The organism is Bradyrhizobium sp. NAS80.1, assembly GCF_001908205.1.
Lineage (GTDB): Bacteria > Pseudomonadota > Alphaproteobacteria > Rhizobiales > Xanthobacteraceae > Bradyrhizobium.
The window spans coordinates 82,141-105,561 of record NZ_LGHL01000007.1; the positions used below are offsets into that span (position 1 = coordinate 82,141).

Genomic DNA, 23,421 nt, shown 5'->3' on the forward strand with positions numbered 1-23,421 from the left:
TCCGATCAGGATGCGACGCCGGCGATGGCCAGCACGGTATGCAACAGCACGTTGGTGCCTGCGGCGCAGTCCGGCTGCGTGGCATCCTCCAGCTCGTTGTGGCTGATTCCGTCCTTGCAGGGCACGAACACCATCGCCGCCGGCATGACGGTGTTGAGGTTGCAGGCGTCGTGGCCGGCGCCGGAGGTGATGCGGCGACTGGAGTAGCCGAGCGTATTCGCCGCGTTTTCGACCGCCGCTATGAGCTTGGGATCGAAGTGCGTCGGAGGCTTGCGCCAGACCAGGTCGATCTTGACCTCGACCTTGCGGCGCGCGGCGATCTCGGCGATCGCGGCGCGAAGATCGCGGTCGAGCGCATCCATGATCGTGCCATCCGCGCTGCGGCAATCCACGGTGAAGGCGATCTCGCCGGGAATGACGTTGCGCGAGGGGTTTACGATCACTGCCTCGCCGATGGTGCCGACCGCCTTCGGCCCGTGCTTCTTGGCGATCGCTTCCATCGCCAGCACGATCTCCGAGAGCGTGGCGAGCGCATCGCGCCGCAGCGGCATCGGCGTCGATCCCGCATGGCTCTCGAAGCCGGAAATCTTGCCGTCGTACCAGAGCACGCCCTGGCCGGAATCGACCACGCCGATGGTCTTGCCCTCGGCTTCCAAGATCGGACCCTGCTCGATGTGCAATTCGACGAAGCAGCCGAGCTTCTGGAAGCCGACCGGCTTGTCGCCGCGATAGCCGATGCCGTCGAGCGCCTGGCTCACTGTGACGCCCTCGGCGTCCTTGCGCGAGAGAATATCGTCGGTGGTGAAATCGCCGACATAGGCGGCCGAGGCCATCATCGCGGGCGCGAAGCGCGAGCCTTCCTCGTTGGTCCAGTTGACGACGCAGATCGGCGCTTCGGTTTCGATGCCGGCGTCGTTCAGCGTGCGGATGACTTCAAGCGCGCCGAGCGTCCCCAGAATGCCGTCATATTTGCCGCCGGTCGGCTGGGTGTCGAGATGCGAGCCGATGCCGACGGGCGGCTTCGACATGTCGCGGCCCTTGCGCAGGCCGAACATCGAGCCGAGCGCATCGACATGCACTTCGAGGCCGGCGTCCTCGCAGGCCTTCCGGAACCAGTTGCGCACCTGCTTGTCTTCGGTGCTCAGCGTCAGTCGCCGCACGCCGCCTTTCTGCGTCGCACCGAACTGCGCGGTCTCGTGGATGGAGCCCCAGAGGCGGGCGGAATCGATTTGCAGGTTGGTGGCGGCTCGGCTCATGCGGTCAGTCTCTCAGTTGTCATTCCGGGTTCGATGCTGCCGGGCCGCACTTCGCGCGGTCCCGTCGCATCGCCCCGGAATGACGTTGAAGGTTGTCCGGCGTCTTTTTTCAATGACGCGCCAGCGCGGGCTCGTCAACCGCGAGGCTGCTCTGCGCAATCTGCCGTGCAAGCTCGGCGACGCGCTCCACCGCCACGACGTCGGGCGAGGCGAGCCAGCTTGCCGTGAACGTCAGCGGCGAGATGGCGAGGTCGGTGTCGAGTAGCTGCAGCCGCCCGTCGGAGAGCTCGTTCTCGACGATGGCGTCGGGGATTACCGCGATGCCGAGCCCTTCGACCGCCATGTGGATAACGGTCGCCAGCGACGCCGACGCGTGCAGCCGGATCGGCGGCAGCTCCGGCCGGTCGAAGACCTCGCGCACGACCTCATAAGGCCGCGTCTTGCGCGGGAAGGTGATGATCGGAAACCGCGCCAGCTCGGCGCGCGTCACCGGACCTTTGCCGAGGCCGAGCGAGGGACTTGCGAGAAATCCGATCGGATAATCCGCGAGCACGCGGTTGTGCACGCCCGAAGCAGACAGCGGTCCCACCACGAAGGCAAGCTCGATCTCCTGCGCGAGCAGGCGCGCGGTGAGGTTCGGCGTGATGTCGACCTCGATCTCGAGCGACAGGTTCGGATAGATCTCGTTTACGCTCTTCACCAGGCGCGGCAGCCAGGTGTGCACGATGGTTTCGGCGACGCCGAGGCGCATCACGCCGCGCATTGCGGAGCGGTCGCCGATCTCCGCCATCATCGCCGCGCGCAGGCCGATCAACTTCTCCGCATAGACCATCATCTGTCGGCCACTCGGCGTCGGCGAAGCCACGCGATGATCGCGGTTCAGGAGCTTTACGCCCATCTCGCGCTCGAGCTGCGCGATGCGCTGGGAGATCGCTGGCTGGGTGGTGTTGAGCCGTGCCGCGGCGCCGCGAAAGCTGCCGAGCTTCACAACCCAGAGGAAGGTTTCGATCGACCTGAAGTCCAGCATTGGAAGGATTTTCCCGATATATAAATTTGATTTATCGAGATCGATTAGAAAGGAAGATTAGACTTTATAGCACGCCTGGTGTTGGCTGTCTTTGTCGAGTTTATAGGCAGGTCGATCAGATGACTGTTTTTGCGGCAGTGCAGCAAACTGAAACGCCCGACACGCTCCCGAGCCGCAAGGCTCGGGTCGCCTACCGTGAGGGGCTCGTCGCCTCCACCGCCGGCGTCGCCCCCGGCTTCGTCCAGGGCAATCTGGCGATCCTGCCGGCCGAATACGCCAGCGCCTTTCACCGCTTCTGCCAGCTCAATCCCAAGCCATGCCCGATCATCGGCATGTCCGACGTTGGCAGTCCGCACATCCCGGCGCTCGGCGCCGATCTCGATATCCGCACGGATGTGCCGCGCTACCGCGTCTGGCGTGACGGCGAGGTGGTCGACGAGCCGACCGACGTGTCGAAGTACTGGCGCGACGATCTCGTGACCTTCGTGCTCGGCTGCTCGTTCTCGTTCGAAGAGGCGTTGCTCGACGAGGGCATGCCGATCCGCCACATCGAGCGTAATGTGCGGGTGCCGATGTACCGCACCAACATCGCTTGCGGCGAGTCCGGTCCGTTCGCCGGGCCCATGGTGGTGTCGATGCGTCCGTTCAAGCCGGCGGATGCGATCCGTGCGGTGCAGATCACCTCGCGCTATCCCGCCGTGCACGGGGCGCCCGTGCATCTCGGCCATCCGCATCTGATCGGCATCAAGGACATCGCCAAGCCCGACTATGGCGACCCCGTGCCCGTCGCCGACGACGAGATCCCGGTGTTCTGGGCATGCGGCGTCACGCCGCAATCGGTGATCAACGCCGCGAAGGTGCCATTCGCGATCACGCATTCGCCCGGCCTGATGCTGGTGACGGATCTGAAGAACAGGAGCATGGCCGTGATTTAGTAGGCAGCGTTTGCTGCTTCTTCGGGCTTTACCGCATTCATCAATCGCTTCATTCGATCAATCGAAATTCAGTAAGAGGGGACTTTGCCATGACGATCTCTCGCCGCGACGTGCTGTTAGGAGCCACCGCCACCGCAGCGCTGGTGCCGCTGGCTGCACGCGCCCAGACCTCGGAAGTCGTGATCGGCGTCATCTATCCGTTCTCCGGCGGCAGCGCCCAGCAGGGCGTCGACGCGCAGAAGGCCTATGAGACCGCGCTCGAGGTCATCAACAAGGACACCGATTTCGATCTGCCGCTCGCGAAGGGCGAGGGCCTGCCGGGTCTCGGCGGCGCAAAGGTGCGTCTCGTGTTCGCCGACCACCAGGCCGATCCGCAGAAGGGCCGCGCCGAGGCCGAGCGCCTGATCACCCAGGAGAAGGTCTCCGCCATCATCGGCACCTATCAGAGCGCGGTCGCCGTTACCGTCAGCCAGATCTGCGAACGCTACCAGATCCCGTTCGTCTCGGCCGACAACTCCTCGCCGAGCCTGCATCGCCGCGGCCTCAAATATTACTTCCGCGCCGCCCCGCATGACGAAATGTACTCGGCCGCGATGTTCGACTTCTTCGACGCCATGAAGAAGAAGGGCACCAAAATCGAGACGCTGTCGCTGTTCCACGAGGACACCATCTTCGGCACCGACTCGGGCAACGCCCAGGCCAAGATCGCCGGCGAGCGCGGTTACAAGATCGTGTCCGACATCAAGTATCGCGCCAACTCGCCCTCGCTCTCGGCCGAGGTGCAGCAGCTCAAGACCGCGAATGCCGATGTGCTGATGCCTTCGAGCTACACCACCGACGGTATCCTCCTCGTCAAGACCATGGCCGAGCTCGGCTACAAGCCGAACGCTATCGTGGCGCAGGACGCCGGTTTCTCCGAGAAGGCGCTCTATGATGCCGTCGGCGATAAGCTCGAAGGCGTGATCTCGCGCGGCACTTTCTCGCTCGACCTTGCGCAGAAGCGCCCGATGGTCGGCAAGATCAACGAGATGTTCAAGGCGCGCTCGGGCAAGGACTTCAACGACCTCACCTCGCGCCAGTTCATGGGCCTAATCATCCTCGCCGACGCGATCAACCGCGCCAAGTCGGCCGACGGCGAGAAGATCCGCGACGCGCTGGCGGCGACCGACATCCCGGGCGAGCAGACCATCATGCCCTGGAAGCGCGTCAAGTTCGACGAGGCGGGCCAGAACAACGACGCCGACCCGGTGTTGCTGCAATATGTCGGCGGCAAGTTCGTCACCGTCTTCCCGCCGCAGGCCGCGATCGCCGAGGCGATCTGGCCGATGAAGTAAGCGGGGCCGGAACAGGGGAGCAATCGAGATCGTCGTGAGCGCCTCGTCATTGCGAGGAGCCCGCGACAAAATTGCGAAGCAATTTTGCGCTGGCGACGAAGCAATCCAGACCACGCCCGGCGGTGACATTCTGGATTGCTTCGCTTCGCTCGCTATGACGAAGCCCACGAAGACATTTCGAGCGGGGGACCAGAGGTGACAGCCCAAGCCATTATACAGAGTCTCGCGAGCGGCCTTCTCATGGGCCTGCTCTACGGACTGATTGCGGTCGGCCTCGCGCTGATCTTCGGTCTGATGGACGTCGTGAACTTCGCCCATGGCGAGTTCCTGATGATTGCGATGTACGCGTCCTTCTTCCTGTTCGCGTTCTTCGCCATCGATCCCTTGCTGTCGGCGCCGCTGGTCGCGGCGGCACTCTTCGTATTCGGAGCGGTGGTCTATCTATTAGTCGTACGCTTCGCCATGCGGGCCAAGGCCAATGCAGGCATGGTGCAGATCTTCTCCACCTTCGGCCTCGCCATCGTGATGCGCGGCCTCGCACAGTTCTTCTTCACGCCGGACTATCGCAGCATTCCACAGTCCTGGCTCGGCGGCAAAACCATCTCGGTCGCCGGCATCTTCCTGCCGGAGCCGCAGCTCATCGGCGCGCTGGTTTCGATCGCGGCCTTTGCCGGCCTCTATTTCTTCATTCATCGCACTGACTTCGGCCGGGCGTTGGAAGCCACCCGTGAAGATCCCGGTGCGGTCGCGCTCGTCGGCATCGACAAGAACCGCGTGTTCGCACTCGGTTGGGGCCTCGGAGCCGCGCTGGTCGGCCTCGCCGGCGCGATCATGGCGGTGTTCTTCTACATCTATCCCGATGTCGGCGCGTCCTTCGCCTTGATCGCCTATGTCACGGTGGCGCTGGGTGGTTTTGGCAGCGTGTTTGGCGCCTTCGCCGGCGGCATCATCGTCGGCCTCGTCGAGGCGGTCACCGCGCTGGTGCTGCCGCCCTCGCTGAAGTCGGTCGGCATCTACGCCGTCTATCTCCTCGTCGTCTTCATCCGGCCGCGCGGCCTGTTCGGGTCGATGTGATGGACAAGAATTTTGCCGCGCGGCGCCGCCGCGACCTCATCATCGCCGCGGTGCTGGCCGCACTGGCCGCGCTTGCGCCGCTGTTCATCAAGGACGTCTACGTCCAGAACATCCTGATCCTGACCTTGATGTATGCGGCGCTGTCGCAGAGCTGGAACATCCTCTCCGGCTATTGCGGACAGATCTCGCTGGGACACGCGCTCTATTTCGGGATCGGTGCCTACACCACCGAGCTTCTGTTCACGAAGTTCGGCGTGCTGCCCTGGTTCGGCATGCTCGCCGGCGGCGTGATCGCGGCCGTCATCGCGATGGGGCTGGGCTATCCCTTCTTCCGCCTGCGCGGCCATTACTTCGTGATCGCGACCATCGTCATCGCCGAGATCGGGCTGCTGCTGTTCCAGAACTGGGAGTGGGCGGGGGCTGCGATGGGAATCACCATTCCGGTGCGCGGCGACAGCTGGCTGAAATTCCAGTTCATGCGCAGCAAGTTGCCGTACTTCTATTTTGCGCTGGCGCTGTGCAGCCTCGCCTGGTTCGTCACCTGGTGGCTCGAAGATTCCAAATGGGGTTTTTGGTGGCGCGCGGTGAAGGACAACCCGGAAGCAGCTGAAAGCCTCGGCGTCGTCGTGTTCAACTCCAAGATGGGCGCGGCGGCCGTCTCCGCTTTCCTCGTTGCCGTCGGCGGCGCCTTCTATGCGCAGTTCCTCGCCTATATCGATCCTGAGAGCGTGATGGGCTTCCAGTTCTCGCTGCTGATGGCGCTGCCGGCCGTTCTCGGCGGCATTGGCACCCTTTGGGGGCCCGTGCTCGGCGCTGCCATCCTGATCCCGATGACGGAGCTGACGCGCTCCTATATCGGCGGCTCCGGCCGCGGCGTCGATCTTATCGTCTACGGCACGCTGATCGTGCTGATCTCACTGGCCTTGCCGCAGGGATTGGTGAGCCTTTTCTCGCGCACAAAAGCGAAGCGAGCCACGCGATGACCGCGCTCCTTGAAACCCGCGGTGTCTGGCAGCGGTTCGGCGGCCTCGTCGCCAACAGCGACGTCTCGATCTCGGTCGGCCGCGGCGAGATCGTCGGCCTGATCGGCCCGAACGGCGCCGGCAAGTCGACGCTGTTCAATCTCATCGCCGGCGTCCTGCCGCCCACTCAAGGCTCGATCTGGTTCGACGGCGAGGATGTCACCCACATGCCGGCGGCCGAGCGCTGCCAGCGCGGCGTCGGGCGCACTTTCCAGGTGGTCAAGAGCTTCGAGACCATGACGGTCATCGACAACGTCATCGTTGGTGCTCTGGTGCGCAACACCGTGATGCGCGAGGCGCGTCGCAAGGCGCATGAGGTGCTGGAGTTCACCGGTCTTGCCGCGCGTGCCGACGTGCTCGCGAGCGACCTCGTGCCGGCCGAAAAGCGCCGCCTCGAAGTCGCACGCGCGCTCGCGACCGAACCGAAACTGCTGCTGCTCGACGAAGTCCTCACCGGCCTCACGCCGACCGAGGCACAGACCGGCGTGGCGCTGGTGCGCAAGGTGCGCGACGCCGGCATCACCGTTCTGATGGTCGAGCATGTCATGGAGATTGTGATGCCGCTGGTTGATCGCGCCATCGTGCTCGACCTCGGCAAGGTGCTGGTCGAGGGCAAGCCCACTGAGGTCGTCCGCGATCCCAAGGTGATCAGCGCATATCTGGGAGATCGTCATGCTGTCGGTGCATGAAGTCACGACCGCCTATCAGGGCCTGGTCGCGATCTCCGCGGTCTCGATCGAGGTCCAGAAGGGCGAAATCGTCTGCGTCGCCGGCGCCAACGGTGCGGGCAAGTCGACGCTGCTGAAATCCATCGCCGGTGCCGAGCGCCCGCGGTCGGGCACGGTGACGTTTGACGGCAAGCGCCTCGACGGCATGGCGCAGCATCACATCACCGCCACCGGCATCGCCTATGTGCCGGAGAACCGCCGACTGTTCCCGCGTCTTTCGGTGCGCGACAATCTTCGCCTCGGCAGTTATCTCTATCGTGGCGAAGCGGACCGCGAGGGGCCGCTCGATCTCGTCTTCAAGCTGTTTCCGCGCCTGTCCGAACGTTTGGAGCAGCGCGCCGAGACGCTTTCCGGCGGCGAGCAGCAGATGCTCGCCATCGGCCGTGCGCTGATGACGCGCCCGCGGCTGCTAATGCTGGACGAGCCTTCGCAGGGCATCATGCCGAAGCTCGTCGACGAGATCTTTCAAGCGGTGAAGCGCATCCGCGACGCCGGCATGACCGTGCTGATCGTCGAGCAGCGCATGGCCGAGTGCCTCGAAATCGCCGACCGCGCCTACATTCTGCAGACCGGCCGCGTGCTGATGCAGGGGCCATCCGCGGAGATCAAGGACAATCCGGACGTGCGCAAGGCGTATCTCGGGCTTTAGCCACAAAGTGTTGGGCGCGCGCGTCCCACGCTCTCGGTGTCATCGCCCGCGAAGGCGGGCGATCCAGTATTCCGAGACGTCAGTGGGATACGGAGAAGCCGCAGCGTACTGGATTCCCCGCCTTCGCGGGGAATGAAAGTGGTGGGAGAGGTGGCCCTATTCCACTCATGACCGCACGAAGCTAATGCTCGTGCCCATGCTCCGGTAGCGTCACTCCGAACACCTTCACGAGATCCGCTACCTGCTCCGGCGACAGATAGCGCGGATTCATTCCGCGCAGCAGCAGGTACAGCTTCGCCGTCTCCTCCAGCTCCTCGGTCGCGAACACCGCGGCTTCAAGCGTGTCGCCGGCGACCACCGGGCCATGATTGGCGAGCAGCACGGATGAATATTTCCCCGCCAGCCCCTTGATCGCATCGGCCACAGCGGGATCGCCCGGCCGGTAGTACGGGACAAGCGCGGTGGCGCCGCATTTCATCAAATAATAGGCAGTCATTGGTGGCAGCGCGGCGCGCGGGTCGATCTCGGGTAGCATCGAGAGCGCGACCGAATGGGTCGAGTGCAGATGCACGATGGCGCGCGCGCTCCCGCGCGTATCGTAGAGCGCGGTGTGCAGCGGAACTTCCTTGGTCGGCGCATCGCCCGAAACCAGCCGGCCCTGATCGTCCAGCCGCGACAGTTTCGCCGGATCGAGGAAGCCGAGCGAAGCGTTGGTCGGCGTCACCAGCCAGCCGCCGCCATCCAGCCTGACGCTGATATTGCCGGAGGAGCCCGGCGTCAGCCCGCGCTCGAACAGGGACCGTCCGAAGCGGCAGATATCCTCACGCAGCCGCGTCTCGTTGCTCATGGCCGTCATGCCTGCTTGTCTCACGCTTTGGCAGCGCGGCCAAGCCGTGTTATTCGGTTGACCAAGCTGCTACCAACGGCGGCCGTCCGGGAAACGTTCGCAAGGGTCAGTTATATGTCCGCCTCCACGACACAGAATCAGCGCATCGCCGTCATCGGGCTCGGCTCGATGGGGTTTGGCATGGCGACCTCGCTGAAGCGCGCCGGCCATGCCGTGACGGGCTGCGACGTTTCGGCTGAAGCGGTGGCGCGCTTCGTGAAGGATGGCGGCGCGGGCGCCAGGACGCCGGCTGAGGCGGCCAAGGACGCCGACATCGTCGTCAGCGTCGTCGTCAACGCTGCGCAGACCGAGACGGTCCTGTTCGGCAAGGACGGCGTCGCCGAGACTTTGCCGAAGGATAGCGTCTTCATATCCTCCGCCACCATGGATCCCGACGTGGCGCGTCGCCTCGCAAAACAGTTGGAGGCCACCGGCCGGCATTATCTGGATGCGCCAATCTCGGGCGGCGCGCAGCGCGCAGCGCAGGGCGAATTGACCATCCTCGCCTCCGGCAGCTCTGCCGCCTTCGCAAAGGCGCGTCCGGCGCTCGATGCCATGGCCGCCAAGCTCTACGAGCTCGGCAATGCCGCGGGGCAGGGCGCCGCCTTCAAGATGATCAACCAGCTTCTCGCCGGTGTGCACATCGCAGCGGCCAGCGAAGCCATGGCGTTCGCGGCCAAGCAGGGCCTCGACATCCGCAAGGTCTATGAGGTGATCACGGCCTCCGCCGGCAATTCCTGGATGTTCGAGAACCGCATGCCGCACGTGCTCGATGGCGATTACACGCCGCGCAGCGCGGTCGAGATCTTCGTCAAGGACCTCGGCATCATCCAGGACATGGCGCGCAGCGCCAGATTTCCGGTGCCGGTCTCGGCCGCAGCGCTCCAGATGTTCCTGATGACGGCCGCAGCCGGCATGGGGCGCGACGATGATGCCTCGGTGGCGCGGATGTATGCGCAGGTCACCGGCGTGAAGCTTCCCGGCGATAAGTAGACAAGAGGATTCCAATGCCCCGTTTCGCCGCCAACCTCTCGATGATGTTCACCGAGGTACCATTCCTCGACCGGTTCGATGCTGCCGCGCAGGCGGGCTTCACTGCGGTCGAGTTTCTCTTTCCTTACGAGCATCCGGCCGAAGCTATCGGCGAGCGGCTCAAGCGCAACGGCCTGACGCAGGCACTGTTCAACCTGCCGCCGGGCGACTGGAACGCCGGCGAGAAGGGCTTTGCTGCGCTCCCGGCGCGCTTTTCCGATCTCAAGGCGAGCCTCGAGACGGCGCTGCCTTACGCCAAGGCGACCGCCGTCAAGCGCCTCCACCTGATGGCCGGCATCGCCAACCGCGGCGAGCGTGTCGCTATCGAGGCCTTCTACAAGTCGGTGGCGTGGGCCGCGGAGTTCTTCGCCCCGCACGACATCGACGTGGTGCTCGAGCCGATCAATCCGCGCAACGTGCCCGGCTATTTCCTCAACGATTTCGGCTTCGCCCGCGATCTGATCCAGGAGTTGAGGCTTCCGAACCTGAAGCTCCAGTTCGACATCTATCACTGCCAGATCATCCATGGCGACGTGACGATGCGATTGCGCGAGATGATGCCGATCATCGGCCACATCCAGATCGCGAGCATTCCCTCGCGCAATGAGCCAGACAGCGAGGAGCTGAACTATCCATTCCTGTTCGCCGAGCTCGACCGGCTCGGCTATGCCGGCTTCGTCGGTTGCGAATACAATCCACGCGGCAAGACCACCGATGGCCTCGCCTGGTTCAAGCCCTATGCGGGAGTTAAGCCGTGACACTTGCGTTGGGCTGCATCGCCGACGACTACACCGGCGCTTCCGATCTCGCCAACACGCTGACGCGCGCGGGCCTGCGTACCGTGCAGACCATCGGCGTGCCCGCCGACGATCTCGCGCTGCCTGAGGTCGACGCCGTCGTGGTGTCGCTGAAGAGCCGCTCGATCGAGGCCGGACTTGCCGTATCGCGCTCGCGTGCGGCGGAGAAGTGGCTGCGCGGCCGCGGCGCGAGCCACGTGCTGTTCAAGATCTGCTCGACCTTCGATTCCACCGATGCCGGCAATATCGGCCCGGTGATGGACGCATTGCGCGCTGACTGCGGCGAGGCCGCCGTTCTGGTGACCCCGGCCTTCCCGGAGACCGGTCGCACCGTCTACCAGGGCAATCTGTTCGTCGGCGCCGTGCCGCTGAACGAGAGCCCGCTGAAGGACCATCCGCTCAACCCGATGCACGATTCCAACCTGGTCCGCGTGCTGGCGCGTCAGAGCAAGACGCCAATCGGCCTCGTCGACCTCGCGACCGTGACGCGCGGTGCTGATGCCGTGCGGGCTCGCCTCGCTGAATTAACGGGTAAGGGCACTGGCGCCGCGATCATCGACGCCGTGTTCGACCGCGACCTCGAAACCATCGGCCTTGTCGCAGCCCAGCGTCGGCTGTCGGTCGGTGCCTCCGGCGTCGGCCTGGGGCTCGCGCGCGCGCTGGTGTCGACCGGCAAGGTCAAGTCAGCGGCGGCGAGCAGTGAGTCGGGCGCCGTCGTCGGCGGAGCGGCGGCGTGCCTTGCCGGAAGCTGCTCGCAGGCGACGTTACAGCAGATTGCCAGGGCGGAATCCGTCATGCCGGTGCTCCGTCTCAACCCGGACAGTATTATTACGGGAAAAGGTGAAGCCGAGCGCGCGCTGGCCTGGGCCAGGCCCCGGCTCGCCGATGGTCCGGTGCTGATTGCATCGAGCGCGACACCGGATGACGTCGGCGCGTTGCAGGCGCGTCACGGCCGCGACGCGGCCGGTCACGCCATTGAGCAGGCGATGGCCGACATTGCCGAAAGCCTAGTAAAATCAGGTGTTCGACGCCTGATCGTGGCCGGCGGCGAGACCTCCGGCGCGGTCGTCGACCGCCTCAAGATTCCTGGCTTCTTGGTCGGCGCGGAGATCGCTGCGGGCGTCCCGGTGCTGCGCGCCGTCGGCGCGGAAGCCGGCGACATGCTGCTCGCGTTGAAGTCGGGCAACTTCGGCAGACCGGACTTTTTCTCCGATGCGCTTGGGCTCATGCGCTGAGCGCAGAGCGTTCTTAGTCGCTCATTCACTTCTTTAAGGTTCCGTACTCGTACGGAGTCGTAGTTAACAACTGCTCAGTCGCTTTGTTGTTGGATATCGGCGCCGCGCCTTTGGTTGATCCGCAATTTCAGGACGCGCACCGCGCCAACGCAAAGAGACCAGTTATGCTCGCCACCATCTCCATCCGCGCCAAGATCATCAGTGTCGTGGCATTCCTGCTTGTCGCGATGGCCGGCATGGGCCTGCTCGCCGTCATGAAGATGCGGACGATCAACGCCAACACGGTCGACATCACCACGAACTGGATGCCCAGCGTTCGCGTGATCGGCGAGATTCGAGCCAGCGTCATCACCTACCGCAACGTGGTTCGCCAGCACATGCTGGCTGAAACGCTCGACGACAAGCTCGCGAACGAGAAGACCGCCGTCACGGTGCTCGATGGGCTCGCGAAGGCGCGCAGGAACTATGAGCCCATGATCACGTCACCGGCGGAACGGGCGCTCTACACTCAGTGGTCGAGCCTTTGGGACGACTACAAGAAGGGTACCGAAGAGGTTTTTGCGCTGTCGCGCCGCGATGCCGGCAAGATTCCGCACGACGCTCAGGAACTGAATTCCAAGACGGTCAACAAGATCGGCCTCCAGGCGGATGAGGTCCTGAACAAGGATATCGAGCTCAACACCAAGGGCGGCGATCAGGCTGCTGCAGATGCGGCTGACACTTTCTACTATGCGTTCATGCTCGTCGCGATCATTCTCGGTGTCGCCGTCATCGCCGGAATCGGCGTCAGCTTCTATCTCGTGCAGGACGTCTCCGCCGGCATCAACTCGATCATCCAACCGATGCAGGCGCTGGGCCAGGGCGACCTGACCGCCGAGGTCCCGCATCGCGGCGAGAAGACCGAGATCGGCGCCATGGCCGACGTGCTCCAGATCTTCAAGGAGGCCCTGATCGCCAAGAAGGCTGCCGACGACGCCGCCGCGGCCGATGCCGAGGCCAAGATCGAGCGCGGCCGCCGCGTCGACAACATCACCCGCGAATTCGAATCGATGATCGGCGAGATTGTCCAGACCGTGTCGTCGGCCTCAACCCAGCTCGAGGCCGCCGCCTCGACGCTGACTTCGACTGCCGACCGCTCCCAGAGGCTGGCGACCACGGTTGCCGGTGCCTCCGAGGAAGCCTCGACCAATGTGCAGTCGGTGGCTTCGGCGACCGAGGAGATGGCGTCGTCGGTGGGCGAGATCAGCCGCCAGGTGCAGGAATCGGCGCGGATGGCGGGTGAAGCCGTCGGCCAGGCCCGTGCCACCACCGAGCGCGTCAGCGAGCTGTCCAAGGCGGCCTCCCGCATCGGCGACGTCGTCGAACTCATCAATACCATTGCCGGCCAGACCAACCTCCTGGCACTGAATGCCACCATCGAAGCGGCCCGCGCGGGTGAAGCCGGCCGCGGCTTCGCGGTCGTCGCCTCCGAGGTGAAGGCGCTTGCCGAGCAGACTGCGAAGGCGACCGGCGAAATCGGCCAGCAGATCACCGGCATCCAGGCGGCGACCAACGACTCGGTCGGCGCGATCAAGGAGATCTCCTCGACCATCGAGCGTCTGTCGGAAATCTCCTCGGCGATCGCGGCTGCGGTGGAAGAGCAGGGCGCGGCGACCCAGGAGATCGCCCGCAATGTGCAGCAGGCGGCGCAGGGCACCCAGCAGGTCTCCTCCAACATCACCGACGTGCAGCGCGGCGCAACCGAGACCGGTACGGCGTCCTCGCAGGTGCTGTCGGCGGCGCAGATGCTGTCGAACGACTCCAACCGGCTGAAGACCGAGGTGAGCAATTTCCTGACCAACGTCCGCGCGGCGTAAGCCGGGAAAAAGCGGCAGTCTCCGAGCGGCGCCTTCGGGCGCCGCTTTTCGTTGCAGAGAGCGGCCTCTGTAATCTTTCGGCCAAAGGCTGCATATCTGGAATGCGATTTCGCCATGCGATAGCAGGGAAGTGACCGCGCGTGACGCGCTGTCGTTGGCCATTTCAGCGGTGTTCGGGTAAACCAACCGAGGAACCCGTGGGGCGTGTTCCCTGTCCCCTGATTTGGAATTGCCTGACGAATGATTGCTCTGGTCCGAATTGCCCTGAGCCGACCCTACACGTTTGTCGTGCTCGCGCTCCTGCTCCTGATCATCGGACCGCTGGCGGCCCTGCGGACGCCGACCGACATCTTCCCCGACATCCGCATCCCCGTGATCGGCGTGGTCTGGCAGTACACCGGCCTGCCGCCCGACCAGATGTCCGGCCGCATCACCACGCCCTTCCAGCGCGCGCTGACGACGACGGTCAACGACATCGAGCATATCGTCGCCAACTCCTATAACGGCTTCGGCATCATCAAGATCTTCTTCCAGCCGAACGTCGACATCCGGACCGCCAACGCGCAAGTTACCGCGATCTCGCAGACGCTGCTCAAGCAGATGCCGCCGGGCGCGACGCCGCCCCTGATCCTGAACTATTCCGCCTCCACCGTACCGATCATCCAGGTGGCGCTGTCCGGCGATGGCCTGACCGAGCAGAACCTCGCCGATATCGGCATCAACAATCTGCGCACGCCACTCGTCACCGTTCCGGGCGCGGCGATCCCGTATCCGTTCGGCGGCAAGCAGCGCCAGGTCCAGATCGACCTCGACCCCACCGCGCTCCAGGCGCGCGGCCTGTCCGGCCAGGACGTCGCCAACGCGCTCGCCGCGCAAAACCTGATTACGCCGGTCGGCACCCAGAAAATCGGCACCTTCGAGTACAGCATCCAGCTCAACAACTCGCCGCTCAAGATCGACGAACTCGGCAATCTGCCGATCAAGACCGTCAACGGAGCTATGGTCTATGTGCGCGACGTCGCGACCGTGCGCGACGGCAACCCGCCGCAGACCAACATCGTCCACGTCGACGGCAACCGTTCGGTGCTGATGATGGTATTGAAGGCAGGCGCGACCTCGACGCTCGACATCATCGCCGGCATCAAGCAGAAGGTGATCGACGTCAAGGACCAGCTGCCGGATGCGCTGAAGATCGGCTTCATCGGCGACCAGTCGGTGTTTGTGCGCGGCGCGATCGAGGGCGTCGCTTTCGAAGGCGTGATCGCGGCGCTGCTCACCAGCGTCATGATCCTCCTGTTCCTCGGCAGCTGGCGCTCGACCGTCATTATCGCGGTCTCTATTCCGCTCTCGGTGCTCGGCGCCATCATCATGCTGTCGGCGATCGGCGAGACGCTGAACATCATGACGCTCGGCGGCCTTGCGCTCGCGGTCGGCATTCTCGTCGACGATGCAACGGTGACTATCGAAAATATCAACTACCATCTGGAGCAGGGCAAGCCGGTCGAGCAGTCGATCCTCGACGGCGCCAACCAGATCGTGACGCCGGCCTTCGTGTCGCTGCTCTGTATCTGCATCGTGTTCGTGCCGATGTTCTTCCTCACCGGTGTCGCGCGCTTCCTGTTCGTGCCGATGGCCGAAGCCGTGATGTTCGCGATGATCTGGTCGTTCATTCTGTCGCGCACGCTGGTGCCGACCATGGCGAACTACCTGCTGCATGCGCATGTCCATCACGAGGGCGAGCCGCCGAAGTCGCGCAATCCGTTTGTCTGGTTCCAGCGCGCCTTCGAGGCGCGATTCGAGCGCATTCGCGGCGGCTATCGCGGTTTGCTGGCCATGGCGCTGGCGCATCGCGCGGTATTCGTGATCGGCTTCCTCTGCGTCGTCGGCGCGTCCTTCGCGCTGGTGCCGTTCTTGGGGCGCAACTTCTTCCCCGCGGTCGATGCCGGCAACATCCTGATGCATGTCCGCACCCAGGTCGGCACCCGCGTCGAGGAGACCGCCAACCAGCTCACCGACGTGCAGAAGGCGGTCCGCAAGCTGATCCCGGGCGAGATCGAGACCATGACCGACAACATCGGCATGCCGATCTCCGGCATCAACATGACCTACAACAACACTGGCGTGATCGGCCCGCAAGACGGCGACATTCAGATCAAGCTGAAGGAAGGCCACAAGCCAACGGAAGAGCATGTGCGCGTGCTGCGCGAGCAGTTGCCGCGCCTATTCCCCGGCGTCAGCTTCGCCTTCCTGCCGGCCGACATCGTCAGCCAGATCCTGAACTTCGGCGCGCCCGCGCCGATCGATCTGCAGATCCGCGGCGCCAATCTCGAGGCCAACTTTGCCTACGCCAACAAGCTGCTCGCCAGGGTCCGCCGCATTCCCGGCGTTGCGGATGCGCGCATCCAGCAATCGCCCAACCTTCCGACCTTCAATATCGATGTCGATCGCACCCGCGCGCAATATGTCGGCCTGACCGAGCGCGACGTCACCAACAGCCTCGTCGTCAATCTCGCCGGCTCTTCGCAGGTCGCGCCGACCTACTATCTCAATCCGGACAATGGCGTGTCCTACTCCATCGTGATGCAGACGCCGCAATACCAGATCGACTCGCTCAGCGCGCTGCAGACGCTGCCGATCACCGCCACCGGCGCTTCGCAGTCGCCGATCCTCGGCGGAATCGCCGACATCAAGCGCACGACCTCGAGCGCGGTGGTGTCGCAATACGACATCCAGAACCTTGTGCAGATCTTTGCCACGACGTCGGGCCGCGATCTCGGCGCGGTCGCGACCGACATCCGCCAGGCCATCGCCGACACCGCCAAGGACGTGCCGAAGGGCTCCTCCGTGGCGTTGCTCGGCCAGGTGCAGACCATGAACAGTGCCTTCACCGGCCTTCTGTTCGGCCTGCTCGGCGCGGTCGTGCTGATCTACTTCCTGATCGTCGTGAACTTCCAGTCCTGGTCCGACCCGTTCGTGATCATCACCGCGCTGCCGGCCGCGCTCGCCGGCATTGTCTGGATGCTGTTCACGACCCAGACCACGCTGTCGGTGCCGGCGCTCACCGGCGCCATCATGTGCATGGGCGTTGCCACCGCTAACAGCGTGCTCGTGATCTCCTTCGCGCGCGAGCGCTACGAGGAGCTCGGCGATCCCATTGCGGCCGCGCTCGAAGCCGGCTTCGTCCGGTTCCGCCCGGTGCTGATGACTGCGCTCGCCATGATTATCGGCATGGCGCCGATGGCCTTGGGGCTGGGCGAGGGCGGTGAGCAGAATGCGCCGCTTGGCCGCGCTGTGATCGGCGGCCTGATCTTTGCAACTTTCGCCACGCTGATGTTTGTTCCTGTGGTGTTCAGCATGGTACACAAGAAACAAGGCGCCAAAGCCGCCGTCCCATTGGAGACTCCGCATGTCGCCCACTGAACCCCGCTCCGCGGTGTCGCACCGGAAACTGGGCATCTTCGGCGTGGTGGCGCTGATTGCAGCAGGTCTCGTGGTCGGCACCGGCATCCGGGCCCGCGAGGATCAGGGCTCCAAGCTGAAGGAATGGACCGACGACCAGGCGGTCCCCAGCGTCGCGGTGGCTCTGCCCAATGCCAAGGCCCGCAACGCCACCATCGATCTGCCGGGCCGGCTCGAGGCCTATTATCGTGCTCCGATTTTCGCCCGCGTCTCGGGCTATCTGAAGAGCTGGAGCGCCGACATCGGCGCTCGCGTCAAGGCCGGGCAGGTGATCGCCGAGATCGAGGCGCCCGACCTCGACCAGCAGCTCTTGCAGGCCCGCGCCGACCTCGCCAGCCAGCAGGCGAGCGCACGGCTGTCGGAGGCGACGCTGAACCGGCGCAAGACGCTGGTCGCATCGAACTTCGTCTCCGCGCAGGAGATCGACGAGCGCACTGCCGACCTTTCCAACAAGAACGCTGCCGTCCATTCGGGGCAGGCCAATGTCGAGCGCCTTGAGGCGCTGGCCGGCTACAAGAAGATCACCGCGCCATTCGACGGCGTGGTCACGGCGCGCGATACCGACGTCGGTGCGCTGATCAATGCCGGCGGCGGCTCGGGTCCGGCGATGTTCGTCGTCTCCGACATCACCAAGCTACGCGTTTACGTGAACGTTCCCCAGAACTACGTGCCGGCGATCAAGATGGGCGCCAAGGCCACCATCGCGCTGCCGGAATATTCAAACCGGACCTTCCAGGCGACGGTGGAAGCCTCCTCGCAGGCCGTGGACGTCGCCTCGGGCACCACGCGCATGCAGCTTGGTCTGGACAATTCCGGCGGAGAGCTGATGCCCGGCGGCTATGCCAGCGTGAAGCTCGGCCTCCAGCGCGACTCCGCGCCACTCAGTATCCCCGCCAGCGCCCTGATCTTCAACGGCAGCGGCCTGCGCGTCGCGACCGTCGGGGCGGACGACAAGGTGCTGTTCAAGACCGTAACGATCGCCCGTGATCTCGGCCGCGAGATCGAGCTTGCATCAGGAATCTCGCCCGACGACCGTGTCATCACCGCCCCGCCGGACGGCCTCTCCGATGGCGACGCGGTCCGCGTCGTCGGCGCCGGCGGCAAGCCCGCAACGGCATCGGAAAAGCAGGCACCGAAGAGCTAGGGCTTCTTCACCTCGCCCCGCTTGCGGGAAGAGGTCGACGCGCTCGGCAGCGCCGTTGCGCGCCTGAGCGCGTCGGGTGAGGGGGACTCTCCGCGAGTCCAACTCTTACCGCCCCCGTGGAGACTCCCCCTCACCCCAACCCTCTCCCCGCAAGCGGGGCGAGGGAGATCAGGCCACCCGCCACTCCGGCACACCATTGGCGGCCATCGCGATCTCGCCGAGCGAGCCGACCGGCGTCCGATCCATGTTGAGCAGGTGCGCCAGCGTCGCCGTATCTCTCGCCGGAATCCGCGCCAGCGTGCGGCGGTCATCCGCCGTGCGCAGCATCACGACGCCATGCTCGACATCGCCATTGCGGCCGTAGAGCACCGTAAAGCTCTCCACTTTGCTCTTGCCTGATGGCTCCGTGACGAAGTCCGGCACCGCGCGCTTGTTGCGGTCGGCCTCGCTCTGCACGCTCGTCTCTTGCGCCAGCGCCCCACGCGGCGCTGTCTTCGACACGACCAGGGCGTGATGCTTGGTGACGAAGCCGCCCTGGCCATAGAGCAGGCCGAGCTTTGCACCATCGCGCACGCGCCGCACCATCGCGCAGGCCGCGTGCGTCATGTAGGTGTTGAGCGGTGCACCGAAGAAGGTGAGGCCGCCGGTCACGGTCGGCTGCACGTCGGCGCCCAGGCCCAGCGTTCGCCGTGCCATCTTGGGCACGCAGGGGAAGCAGCTGTAGAGCTCGATCGCGTCGAACTTCCTGCCGTCGCCGCCGGCGAGATCCATCGCCGCTTTCAGGACTGCGTTCTGCGGATGGCTCTCATAGAACTGGTCGCGCAGCAGGTAGTCGCGCGGCTCTTCCGCCGAGGCGCCGCCGAGTGGATAGACCAGCTTGTCCTCCGCGATGCCGGCCGCACGCGCCTTGGCGAGGCTAGTCAGCAGCAGCGCGCCGCCCATGTTGACGCTCGGGTTGGCAACCATGAGCTTGTTGTAGGGCCACGCGATCAGGCGGTTGTCCGCCGTCGGAGTCGTGATCTCTTCGGGCGCAAAGCGCCGCTTCAGCCACGCGTTCGGGTTTTGGGCGGCGGCTTCCGAATAGCGTGACCACAGCGTGCCGGACTCCGCCATGGCTTCGCGCGGTGTTTGGCTCCAATGGGCCGACGAAGCCGCTTCATAAAACGGATAGACGGTGACGGGGCGAAACACGCCGAGCGTCACGGCCAGCGGTTTCTGGAACGCCGCGCCGCGCTTCGGTTCCTCCACATCATGCGCGAACGGCGTCCATGGCAACTTGGCCCCGGCGCGTTCCGCCTTGGTCGCGGTCGACTGCGCTTCTGCTCCGCAGACTGCGGCCACGGTGCATTCGCCGCGTGCGATGCGCTTGGCGGCCTCGTGGATGTAGCGGATCGGGCTCTCTCCGCCGACCGGGCCGTAATAGCAATGCGAAGGCGTGATCCCGAGCCGCTGCGCCAGCAATTTCTCCGGATCGCGATAGCGCCAGCTCAGGAAGTTGACGACGTCGAGCGATTGCACCTCGCCAAGCAGCTTTGCGCCCGCATCCTGCTCGGCACGGCGCAGCGCTTGCTCCAGAAGATCGAGCGGCTCGAGACCCTCGCTGATCTCTTTCGGGCGGTCGACGATTTCGCCGATGCCGACGATGACGGGAATGCGGTCTTCGGGGATGGGGGAGTTGGTCATTTCTTCTTGCTTCACGTGTTAGATCTTAGGCACGCCGTCGTCCTTCGAGGCCTTCGCTGCGCTACGGCACCTCAGGATGACGGCTACGGGGAGAGGCGTCATCCTGAGGTGCTCGCCCAGCGGCGCTTGCGCCGCTGGGCTAGCCTCGAAGGATGGGCCACGGGCGACTACTCCGCCACCAGCGCATTCATGTGCTCGACGGCTTCGGCGAACTCTTCCTTGAACTCCTGCACCACCGCGCCCGCGGATTTCACGCTGTCGATCAACCCGACGCCCTGGCCGACGAAATAGCTGACGAGGTCGCGCGCCTTGGCGTTGCCGGCGGCGGCTGCGCGATCGATCGAGTTGAAAGCGTCGCGGCTGATGATGCTTTGCAGCGGCATCGGCAGTGCGCCGGGGCTCTCTGGTGCGCGGTCCCAGGCGTCGGTCCAGACCGAGCGAAGTTGCCGGGCCGGCTTTCCGGTGCGGCCCTTCGAGCGGATCGCGTCACGTGAGGACGCGGCGATCATCTTCTCGCGAAAGATCTCCGTCGTCTCCGCCTCGACGGTGGCGAGCCATACCGAGCCGGTCCAGACGCCGGCCGCGCCCATTGCCATGCAGGCCGCCATCTGCCGTCCGGTCATGATGCCGCCGGCCGCGAGCACCGGCACGTCGCGGATGGGTTTGATCGCCTTGATCACCTCCGGCACCAGCACCATGGTCGAGACCTCGCCGCAATGGCCGCCGGCCTCGGTGCCCTGCACGACCAGGATGTCGACGCCGGCGGCGACCTGGCGCAGCGCGTGCTCCTTGGCCCCGACGAGCGCTGCGACCGGCACACCGTGCTTCTTGCCCATCTCGATCATCGCCTTCGGCGGCACGCCCAGTGCGTTGGCGATCAGCCGGATCGGGTGATTGAACGAGACCTCGAGTAATTCCAGCGCCGTCTTCGCGTCGAACGGCTGCGGCTGATTGGCGGCAACATCGGTGGTGATCAGTTCGATATCGTACTTCTTCAGGAGATCGCGCGTGTAGTTGCGGTGCTGCTGCGGCACGCGCGCCTCCAGGCTCTTCCAGGTGACGTCCTTCTCGCCCGCCGTCGAGATGTTTTCCGGGATCAGCACGTCGATGCCGTAGGGCTTGCCGTCGACGTGCTCGTCGATCCATTTCAACTCGCGTTCGAGCGTATCAGGCGTGTGCACGGTGGCGCCAAGCACGCCAAAGCCGCCGGCGCGGCTGACGGCGGCGACGACGTCGCGGCAATGGCTGAAGGCGAGCAGCGGAAACTCGATGCCCAGCATCTCGCAGATCGGCGATTTCATTGTTCTCTCCCGGCGGCCGCCTTCGTTGCTGTTGTCGCTTCCTTCGGCGAAGGCCGTCCGACGCTAGCCCATCGCCGTCTGCGATGCCAAGCCGGATTTTCCGGCGCATCTTGCGTGCAGGCGTCACGCAGCGCGCGGGGCCATTCCGCTGCACAAAATAAGCAGAACTGCGCCCGCCGATTTGCCTCTTGCGCTTTGGTTGGCCTGAGAGAATGCTGGCTCCAACAACATTAAACAACGAGGGAGCGCCAATCGATGTCGTCAGTGCAATCGAGCTCGGGCCAAACCGCGGAAGCCTACGACGTGGTCGTCGTCGGCGCGGGCTTTGCCGGCATGTACATGCTGCACCGCCTGCGCGGTCTTGGTTTCTCGGCACGGGTTTACGAGCAAGGTGGTGGCGTCGGCGGCACCTGGTACTGGAACCGTTATCCAGGCGCGCGATGCGACGTCGAGAGCATGCAGTACTCCTACTCGTTCTCCGAAGAGCTCCAGCAGGAATGGGACTGGAGCGAGCGCTACGCGCCGCAGCCGGAGATCCTGAAATACGCGAACCATGTCGCTGACCGTTTCGACCTGCGCCGCGACATCCAGTTCAACACTCGCGTTGAGCGCACGGCGTTCAATGAACATGGGAAGTTCTGGTCGGTGACGACCTCCGACGGCAGGACGGTTGAGGCCAAATTCGTCGTGCTTGCCACGGGCTGCCTCTCGAACGCGCGCAAGCCCGACATCAAGGGTCTCGAGAATTTCAAGGGTCCCGTCTATCACACCGGCAACTGGCCGCATGAAGACGTTGACTTCACCGACTTGCGCGTCGGCCTGATCGGCACGGGATCATCAGGCATCCAGTCGGCGCCTATCATCGCCGAGCAGGCCAAGCATCTCACCGTGTTCCAGCGCACAGCGAATTTCTCGATTCCCGCCCGCAACGCCGCGCTGACCGGCGAGGAGCGTGATGCGTTCCGCAGGGACTATCCTGAGATCCGCCGCTTCGCCCGCGAAGTCGCGCGCAACGGCATTTTCGCGGAGCAGCCCGATCGCGGAGCGCTCGATGATAGCGACGATGTCAGGCTGGGCAAATACGCGGGGCGGTGGGAGCGCGGCGGGCTCACCTTCATGTATGTCTACAACAATCTCGGCCTCGAGCGCTCCGCGAACGACACCGCGGCGGATTTCGTGCGCGGCAAGATCGCGGAGATCGTGAAGAATCCAGAGACCGCTAAGTTGCTTCAGCCGAATAGCCATCCGATCGGCACCAAGCGCATCTGCATCGACACGGATTACTTCGCGACCTTCAACCGGCCGAACGTCTCGCTGGTCGACATCAAGGCCAATCCTATTGAGGAGATCACGGCGAGCGCCGTCCGCGTCGCCGGCAAGGACCACGAGGTCGACGCACTGGTAATGGCGACCGGCTTCGACGCCATGACCGGATCGGTCGCCAAAATCGATATTCGCGGCCGTGGCGGGCAGACGCTGAACCGCAAATGGGAGGAGGGGCCGAAAACCTATCTCGGCCTGATGAGCGCGGGCTTTCCGAACCTCTTCATCATCACGGGTCCCGGCAGCCCATCGGTGCTCTCGAACATGATCGTGTCGATCGAGCAGCATGTCGACTGGATCGCCGACTGCCTCGTCCACATGCGCAGGCAGGGCTTGGCCACCATGGAGGCGGGCAGGGACGCCGAAGACAAATGGGTCGCCCATGTCAACGAGGTCGCCCAGGGCACGCTCTTTCCGCAGGCCAATTCCTGGTACATGGGCGCCAACATCCCCGGCAAGCCGCGCATCTTTATGCCCTATATCGGCGGCGTCGGCGTCTACCGGCGGATCTGCGACGAGGTGGCGGCGAAGGGTTATGAGGGGTTTTTGATGGGGCGGGCAGAGCAGCCTCAGGCGGCGGCGTCTTAGGCCGACATACCTCTTCTCGTCATTGCGGGGCTCGCCCTCCGGGCGCCCCGGAATGACGGTGGAGAGGTGGGCTGCCATGACGAAACGCAGAG

The 23,421-nt window shown here is 64.7% G+C and carries 18 protein-coding genes; 13 read left to right on the forward strand and 5 right to left on the reverse strand.

The features are described from left to right. Nucleotides 1–5: 5 nt before the first annotated feature. Nucleotides 6–1,256: a Zn-dependent hydrolase gene (locus AC629_RS02205; protein ID WP_084803137.1), complete on the reverse strand. Its 1,251-nt coding sequence runs from the start codon at nt 1,254–1,256 to the stop codon at nt 6–8. Nucleotides 1,257–1,365: 109 nt separating this feature from the next. Next, nucleotides 1,366–2,283, reverse strand: a complete 918-nt coding sequence (locus AC629_RS02210) for a LysR family transcriptional regulator (protein ID WP_084803138.1) — start codon at nt 2,281–2,283, stop codon at nt 1,366–1,368. A gap of 119 nt (nt 2,284–2,402) precedes the next feature. Here AC629_RS02210 and AC629_RS02215 point away from each other — a divergent pair, with 119 nt between their 5' ends. From AC629_RS02215 to AC629_RS02240, 6 genes are all read left to right on the forward strand, one after another. After that, nucleotides 2,403–3,218 carry a putative hydro-lyase gene (locus AC629_RS02215; RefSeq protein ID WP_084803139.1) on the forward strand — a complete coding sequence of 272 codons (816 nt, stop codon included), beginning with the start codon at nt 2,403–2,405 and terminating at the stop codon, nt 3,216–3,218. Nucleotides 3,219–3,307: 89 nt separating this feature from the next. Then, nucleotides 3,308–4,552: an ABC transporter substrate-binding protein gene (locus AC629_RS02220; protein WP_074119863.1), complete on the forward strand. Its 1,245-nt coding sequence runs from the start codon at nt 3,308–3,310 to the stop codon at nt 4,550–4,552. Nucleotides 4,553–4,747: 195 nt separating this feature from the next. Beyond that, on the forward strand, nt 4,748–5,626 hold the full coding sequence (locus AC629_RS02225) for a branched-chain amino acid ABC transporter permease (protein WP_084803140.1): 879 nt from the start codon (nt 4,748–4,750) through the stop codon (nt 5,624–5,626). After that, the gene (locus AC629_RS02230; RefSeq protein ID WP_084803141.1) at nt 5,626–6,609 is read left to right on the forward strand and encodes a branched-chain amino acid ABC transporter permease; all 984 of its coding nucleotides are present in this window, start codon (nt 5,626–5,628) and stop codon (nt 6,607–6,609) included. Before AC629_RS02225 ends, AC629_RS02230 begins: the two co-directional genes overlap by 1 nt. Further along, a complete protein-coding gene (locus tag AC629_RS02235) occupies nt 6,606–7,337 on the forward strand; it encodes an ABC transporter ATP-binding protein (protein WP_084803142.1) in 732 nt (243 codons plus the stop codon). Before AC629_RS02230 ends, AC629_RS02235 begins: the two co-directional genes overlap by 4 nt. Beyond that, nucleotides 7,321–8,025 (forward strand): ABC transporter ATP-binding protein, encoded by a 705-nt coding sequence (locus AC629_RS02240; protein ID WP_084803143.1) that lies wholly within the window; start codon nt 7,321–7,323, stop codon nt 8,023–8,025. Before AC629_RS02235 ends, AC629_RS02240 begins: the two co-directional genes overlap by 17 nt. A gap of 181 nt (nt 8,026–8,206) precedes the next feature. Here the strand turns inward: AC629_RS02240 and otnC are convergent, their stop codons facing one another. Further along, nucleotides 8,207–8,881: a 3-oxo-tetronate 4-phosphate decarboxylase gene (gene otnC / locus AC629_RS02245; protein WP_084803144.1), complete on the reverse strand. Its 675-nt coding sequence runs from the start codon at nt 8,879–8,881 to the stop codon at nt 8,207–8,209. Between the two features lie 105 nt (nt 8,882–8,986). On the opposite strand from otnC, the gene ltnD reads away from it, so the two are divergent. The 6 genes from ltnD (at nt 8,987) to AC629_RS02275 (ending at nt 18,434) form a co-directional block, all read left to right on the forward strand. After that, a complete protein-coding gene (gene ltnD, locus AC629_RS02250) occupies nt 8,987–9,904 on the forward strand; it encodes an L-threonate dehydrogenase (RefSeq protein ID WP_084803145.1) in 918 nt (305 codons plus the stop codon). 14 nt (nt 9,905–9,918) lie between these two features. Further along, nucleotides 9,919–10,701, forward strand: a complete 783-nt coding sequence (gene otnI / locus AC629_RS02255) for a 2-oxo-tetronate isomerase (protein WP_084803146.1) — start codon at nt 9,919–9,921, stop codon at nt 10,699–10,701. Continuing rightward, nucleotides 10,698–11,975, forward strand: a complete 1,278-nt coding sequence (otnK, locus tag AC629_RS02260) for a 3-oxo-tetronate kinase (RefSeq protein WP_084803147.1) — start codon at nt 10,698–10,700, stop codon at nt 11,973–11,975. The genes otnI and otnK overlap by 4 nt, the downstream gene beginning before the upstream one ends. 164 nt (nt 11,976–12,139) lie before the next feature. Continuing rightward, nucleotides 12,140–13,831: a methyl-accepting chemotaxis protein gene (locus tag AC629_RS02265; protein WP_084803148.1), complete on the forward strand. Its 1,692-nt coding sequence runs from the start codon at nt 12,140–12,142 to the stop codon at nt 13,829–13,831. Nucleotides 13,832–14,071: 240 nt separating this feature from the next. Next, nucleotides 14,072–17,251 (forward strand): efflux RND transporter permease subunit, encoded by a 3,180-nt coding sequence (locus tag AC629_RS02270; protein ID WP_084803149.1) that lies wholly within the window; start codon nt 14,072–14,074, stop codon nt 17,249–17,251. Continuing rightward, nucleotides 17,238–18,434 carry an efflux RND transporter periplasmic adaptor subunit gene (locus tag AC629_RS02275; protein ID WP_084803150.1) on the forward strand — a complete coding sequence of 399 codons (1,197 nt, stop codon included), beginning with the start codon at nt 17,238–17,240 and terminating at the stop codon, nt 18,432–18,434. The genes AC629_RS02270 and AC629_RS02275 overlap by 14 nt, the downstream gene beginning before the upstream one ends. Before the next feature lie 168 nt (nt 18,435–18,602). On the opposite strand, the gene AC629_RS02280 is transcribed toward AC629_RS02275, so the two are convergent. Together AC629_RS02280 and AC629_RS02285 are read right to left on the reverse strand one after the other, a co-directional pair. Next, the gene (locus tag AC629_RS02280; RefSeq protein WP_084803151.1) at nt 18,603–20,117 is read right to left on the reverse strand and encodes an acetyl-CoA acetyltransferase; all 1,515 of its coding nucleotides are present in this window, start codon (nt 20,115–20,117) and stop codon (nt 18,603–18,605) included. Nucleotides 20,118–20,284: 167 nt separating this feature from the next. Continuing rightward, nucleotides 20,285–21,418: a nitronate monooxygenase gene (locus AC629_RS02285; protein ID WP_084803152.1), complete on the reverse strand. Its 1,134-nt coding sequence runs from the start codon at nt 21,416–21,418 to the stop codon at nt 20,285–20,287. Between the two features lie 255 nt (nt 21,419–21,673). On the opposite strand from AC629_RS02285, the gene AC629_RS02290 reads away from it, so the two are divergent. Further along, nucleotides 21,674–23,329: a flavin-containing monooxygenase gene (locus AC629_RS02290; protein WP_084803153.1), complete on the forward strand. Its 1,656-nt coding sequence runs from the start codon at nt 21,674–21,676 to the stop codon at nt 23,327–23,329. Nucleotides 23,330–23,421: the final 92 nt, after the last annotated feature.

Excerpts from the sequence above, each read along its gene's own strand:
- AC629_RS02205 (WP_084803137.1), bottom strand. The coding sequence starts at position 1,256 with ATGAGCCGAGCCGCCACCAACCTGCAAATCGATTCCGCCCGCCTCTGG.
- AC629_RS02210 (WP_084803138.1), bottom strand. The coding sequence starts at position 2,283 with ATGCTGGACTTCAGGTCGATCGAAACCTTCCTCTGGGTTGTGAAGCTC.
- AC629_RS02215 (WP_084803139.1), top strand. The coding sequence starts at position 2,403 with ATGACTGTTTTTGCGGCAGTGCAGCAAACTGAAACGCCCGACACGCTC.
- AC629_RS02220 (WP_074119863.1), top strand. The coding sequence starts at position 3,308 with ATGACGATCTCTCGCCGCGACGTGCTGTTAGGAGCCACCGCCACCGCA.
- AC629_RS02230 (WP_084803141.1), top strand. The coding sequence starts at position 5,626 with ATGGACAAGAATTTTGCCGCGCGGCGCCGCCGCGACCTCATCATCGCC.
- AC629_RS02235 (WP_084803142.1), top strand. The coding sequence starts at position 6,606 with ATGACCGCGCTCCTTGAAACCCGCGGTGTCTGGCAGCGGTTCGGCGGC.
- AC629_RS02240 (WP_084803143.1), top strand. The coding sequence starts at position 7,321 with ATGCTGTCGGTGCATGAAGTCACGACCGCCTATCAGGGCCTGGTCGCG.
- otnC (WP_084803144.1), bottom strand. The coding sequence starts at position 8,881 with ATGACGGCCATGAGCAACGAGACGCGGCTGCGTGAGGATATCTGCCGC.
- ltnD (WP_084803145.1), top strand. The coding sequence starts at position 8,987 with ATGTCCGCCTCCACGACACAGAATCAGCGCATCGCCGTCATCGGGCTC.
- otnI (WP_084803146.1), top strand. The coding sequence starts at position 9,919 with ATGCCCCGTTTCGCCGCCAACCTCTCGATGATGTTCACCGAGGTACCA.
- AC629_RS02265 (WP_084803148.1), top strand. The coding sequence starts at position 12,140 with ATGCTCGCCACCATCTCCATCCGCGCCAAGATCATCAGTGTCGTGGCA.
- AC629_RS02270 (WP_084803149.1), top strand. The coding sequence starts at position 14,072 with ATGATTGCTCTGGTCCGAATTGCCCTGAGCCGACCCTACACGTTTGTC.
- AC629_RS02275 (WP_084803150.1), top strand. The coding sequence starts at position 17,238 with ATGTCGCCCACTGAACCCCGCTCCGCGGTGTCGCACCGGAAACTGGGC.
- AC629_RS02280 (WP_084803151.1), bottom strand. The coding sequence starts at position 20,117 with ATGACCAACTCCCCCATCCCCGAAGACCGCATTCCCGTCATCGTCGGC.
- AC629_RS02285 (WP_084803152.1), bottom strand. The coding sequence starts at position 21,418 with ATGAAATCGCCGATCTGCGAGATGCTGGGCATCGAGTTTCCGCTGCTC.
- AC629_RS02290 (WP_084803153.1), top strand. The coding sequence starts at position 21,674 with ATGTCGTCAGTGCAATCGAGCTCGGGCCAAACCGCGGAAGCCTACGAC.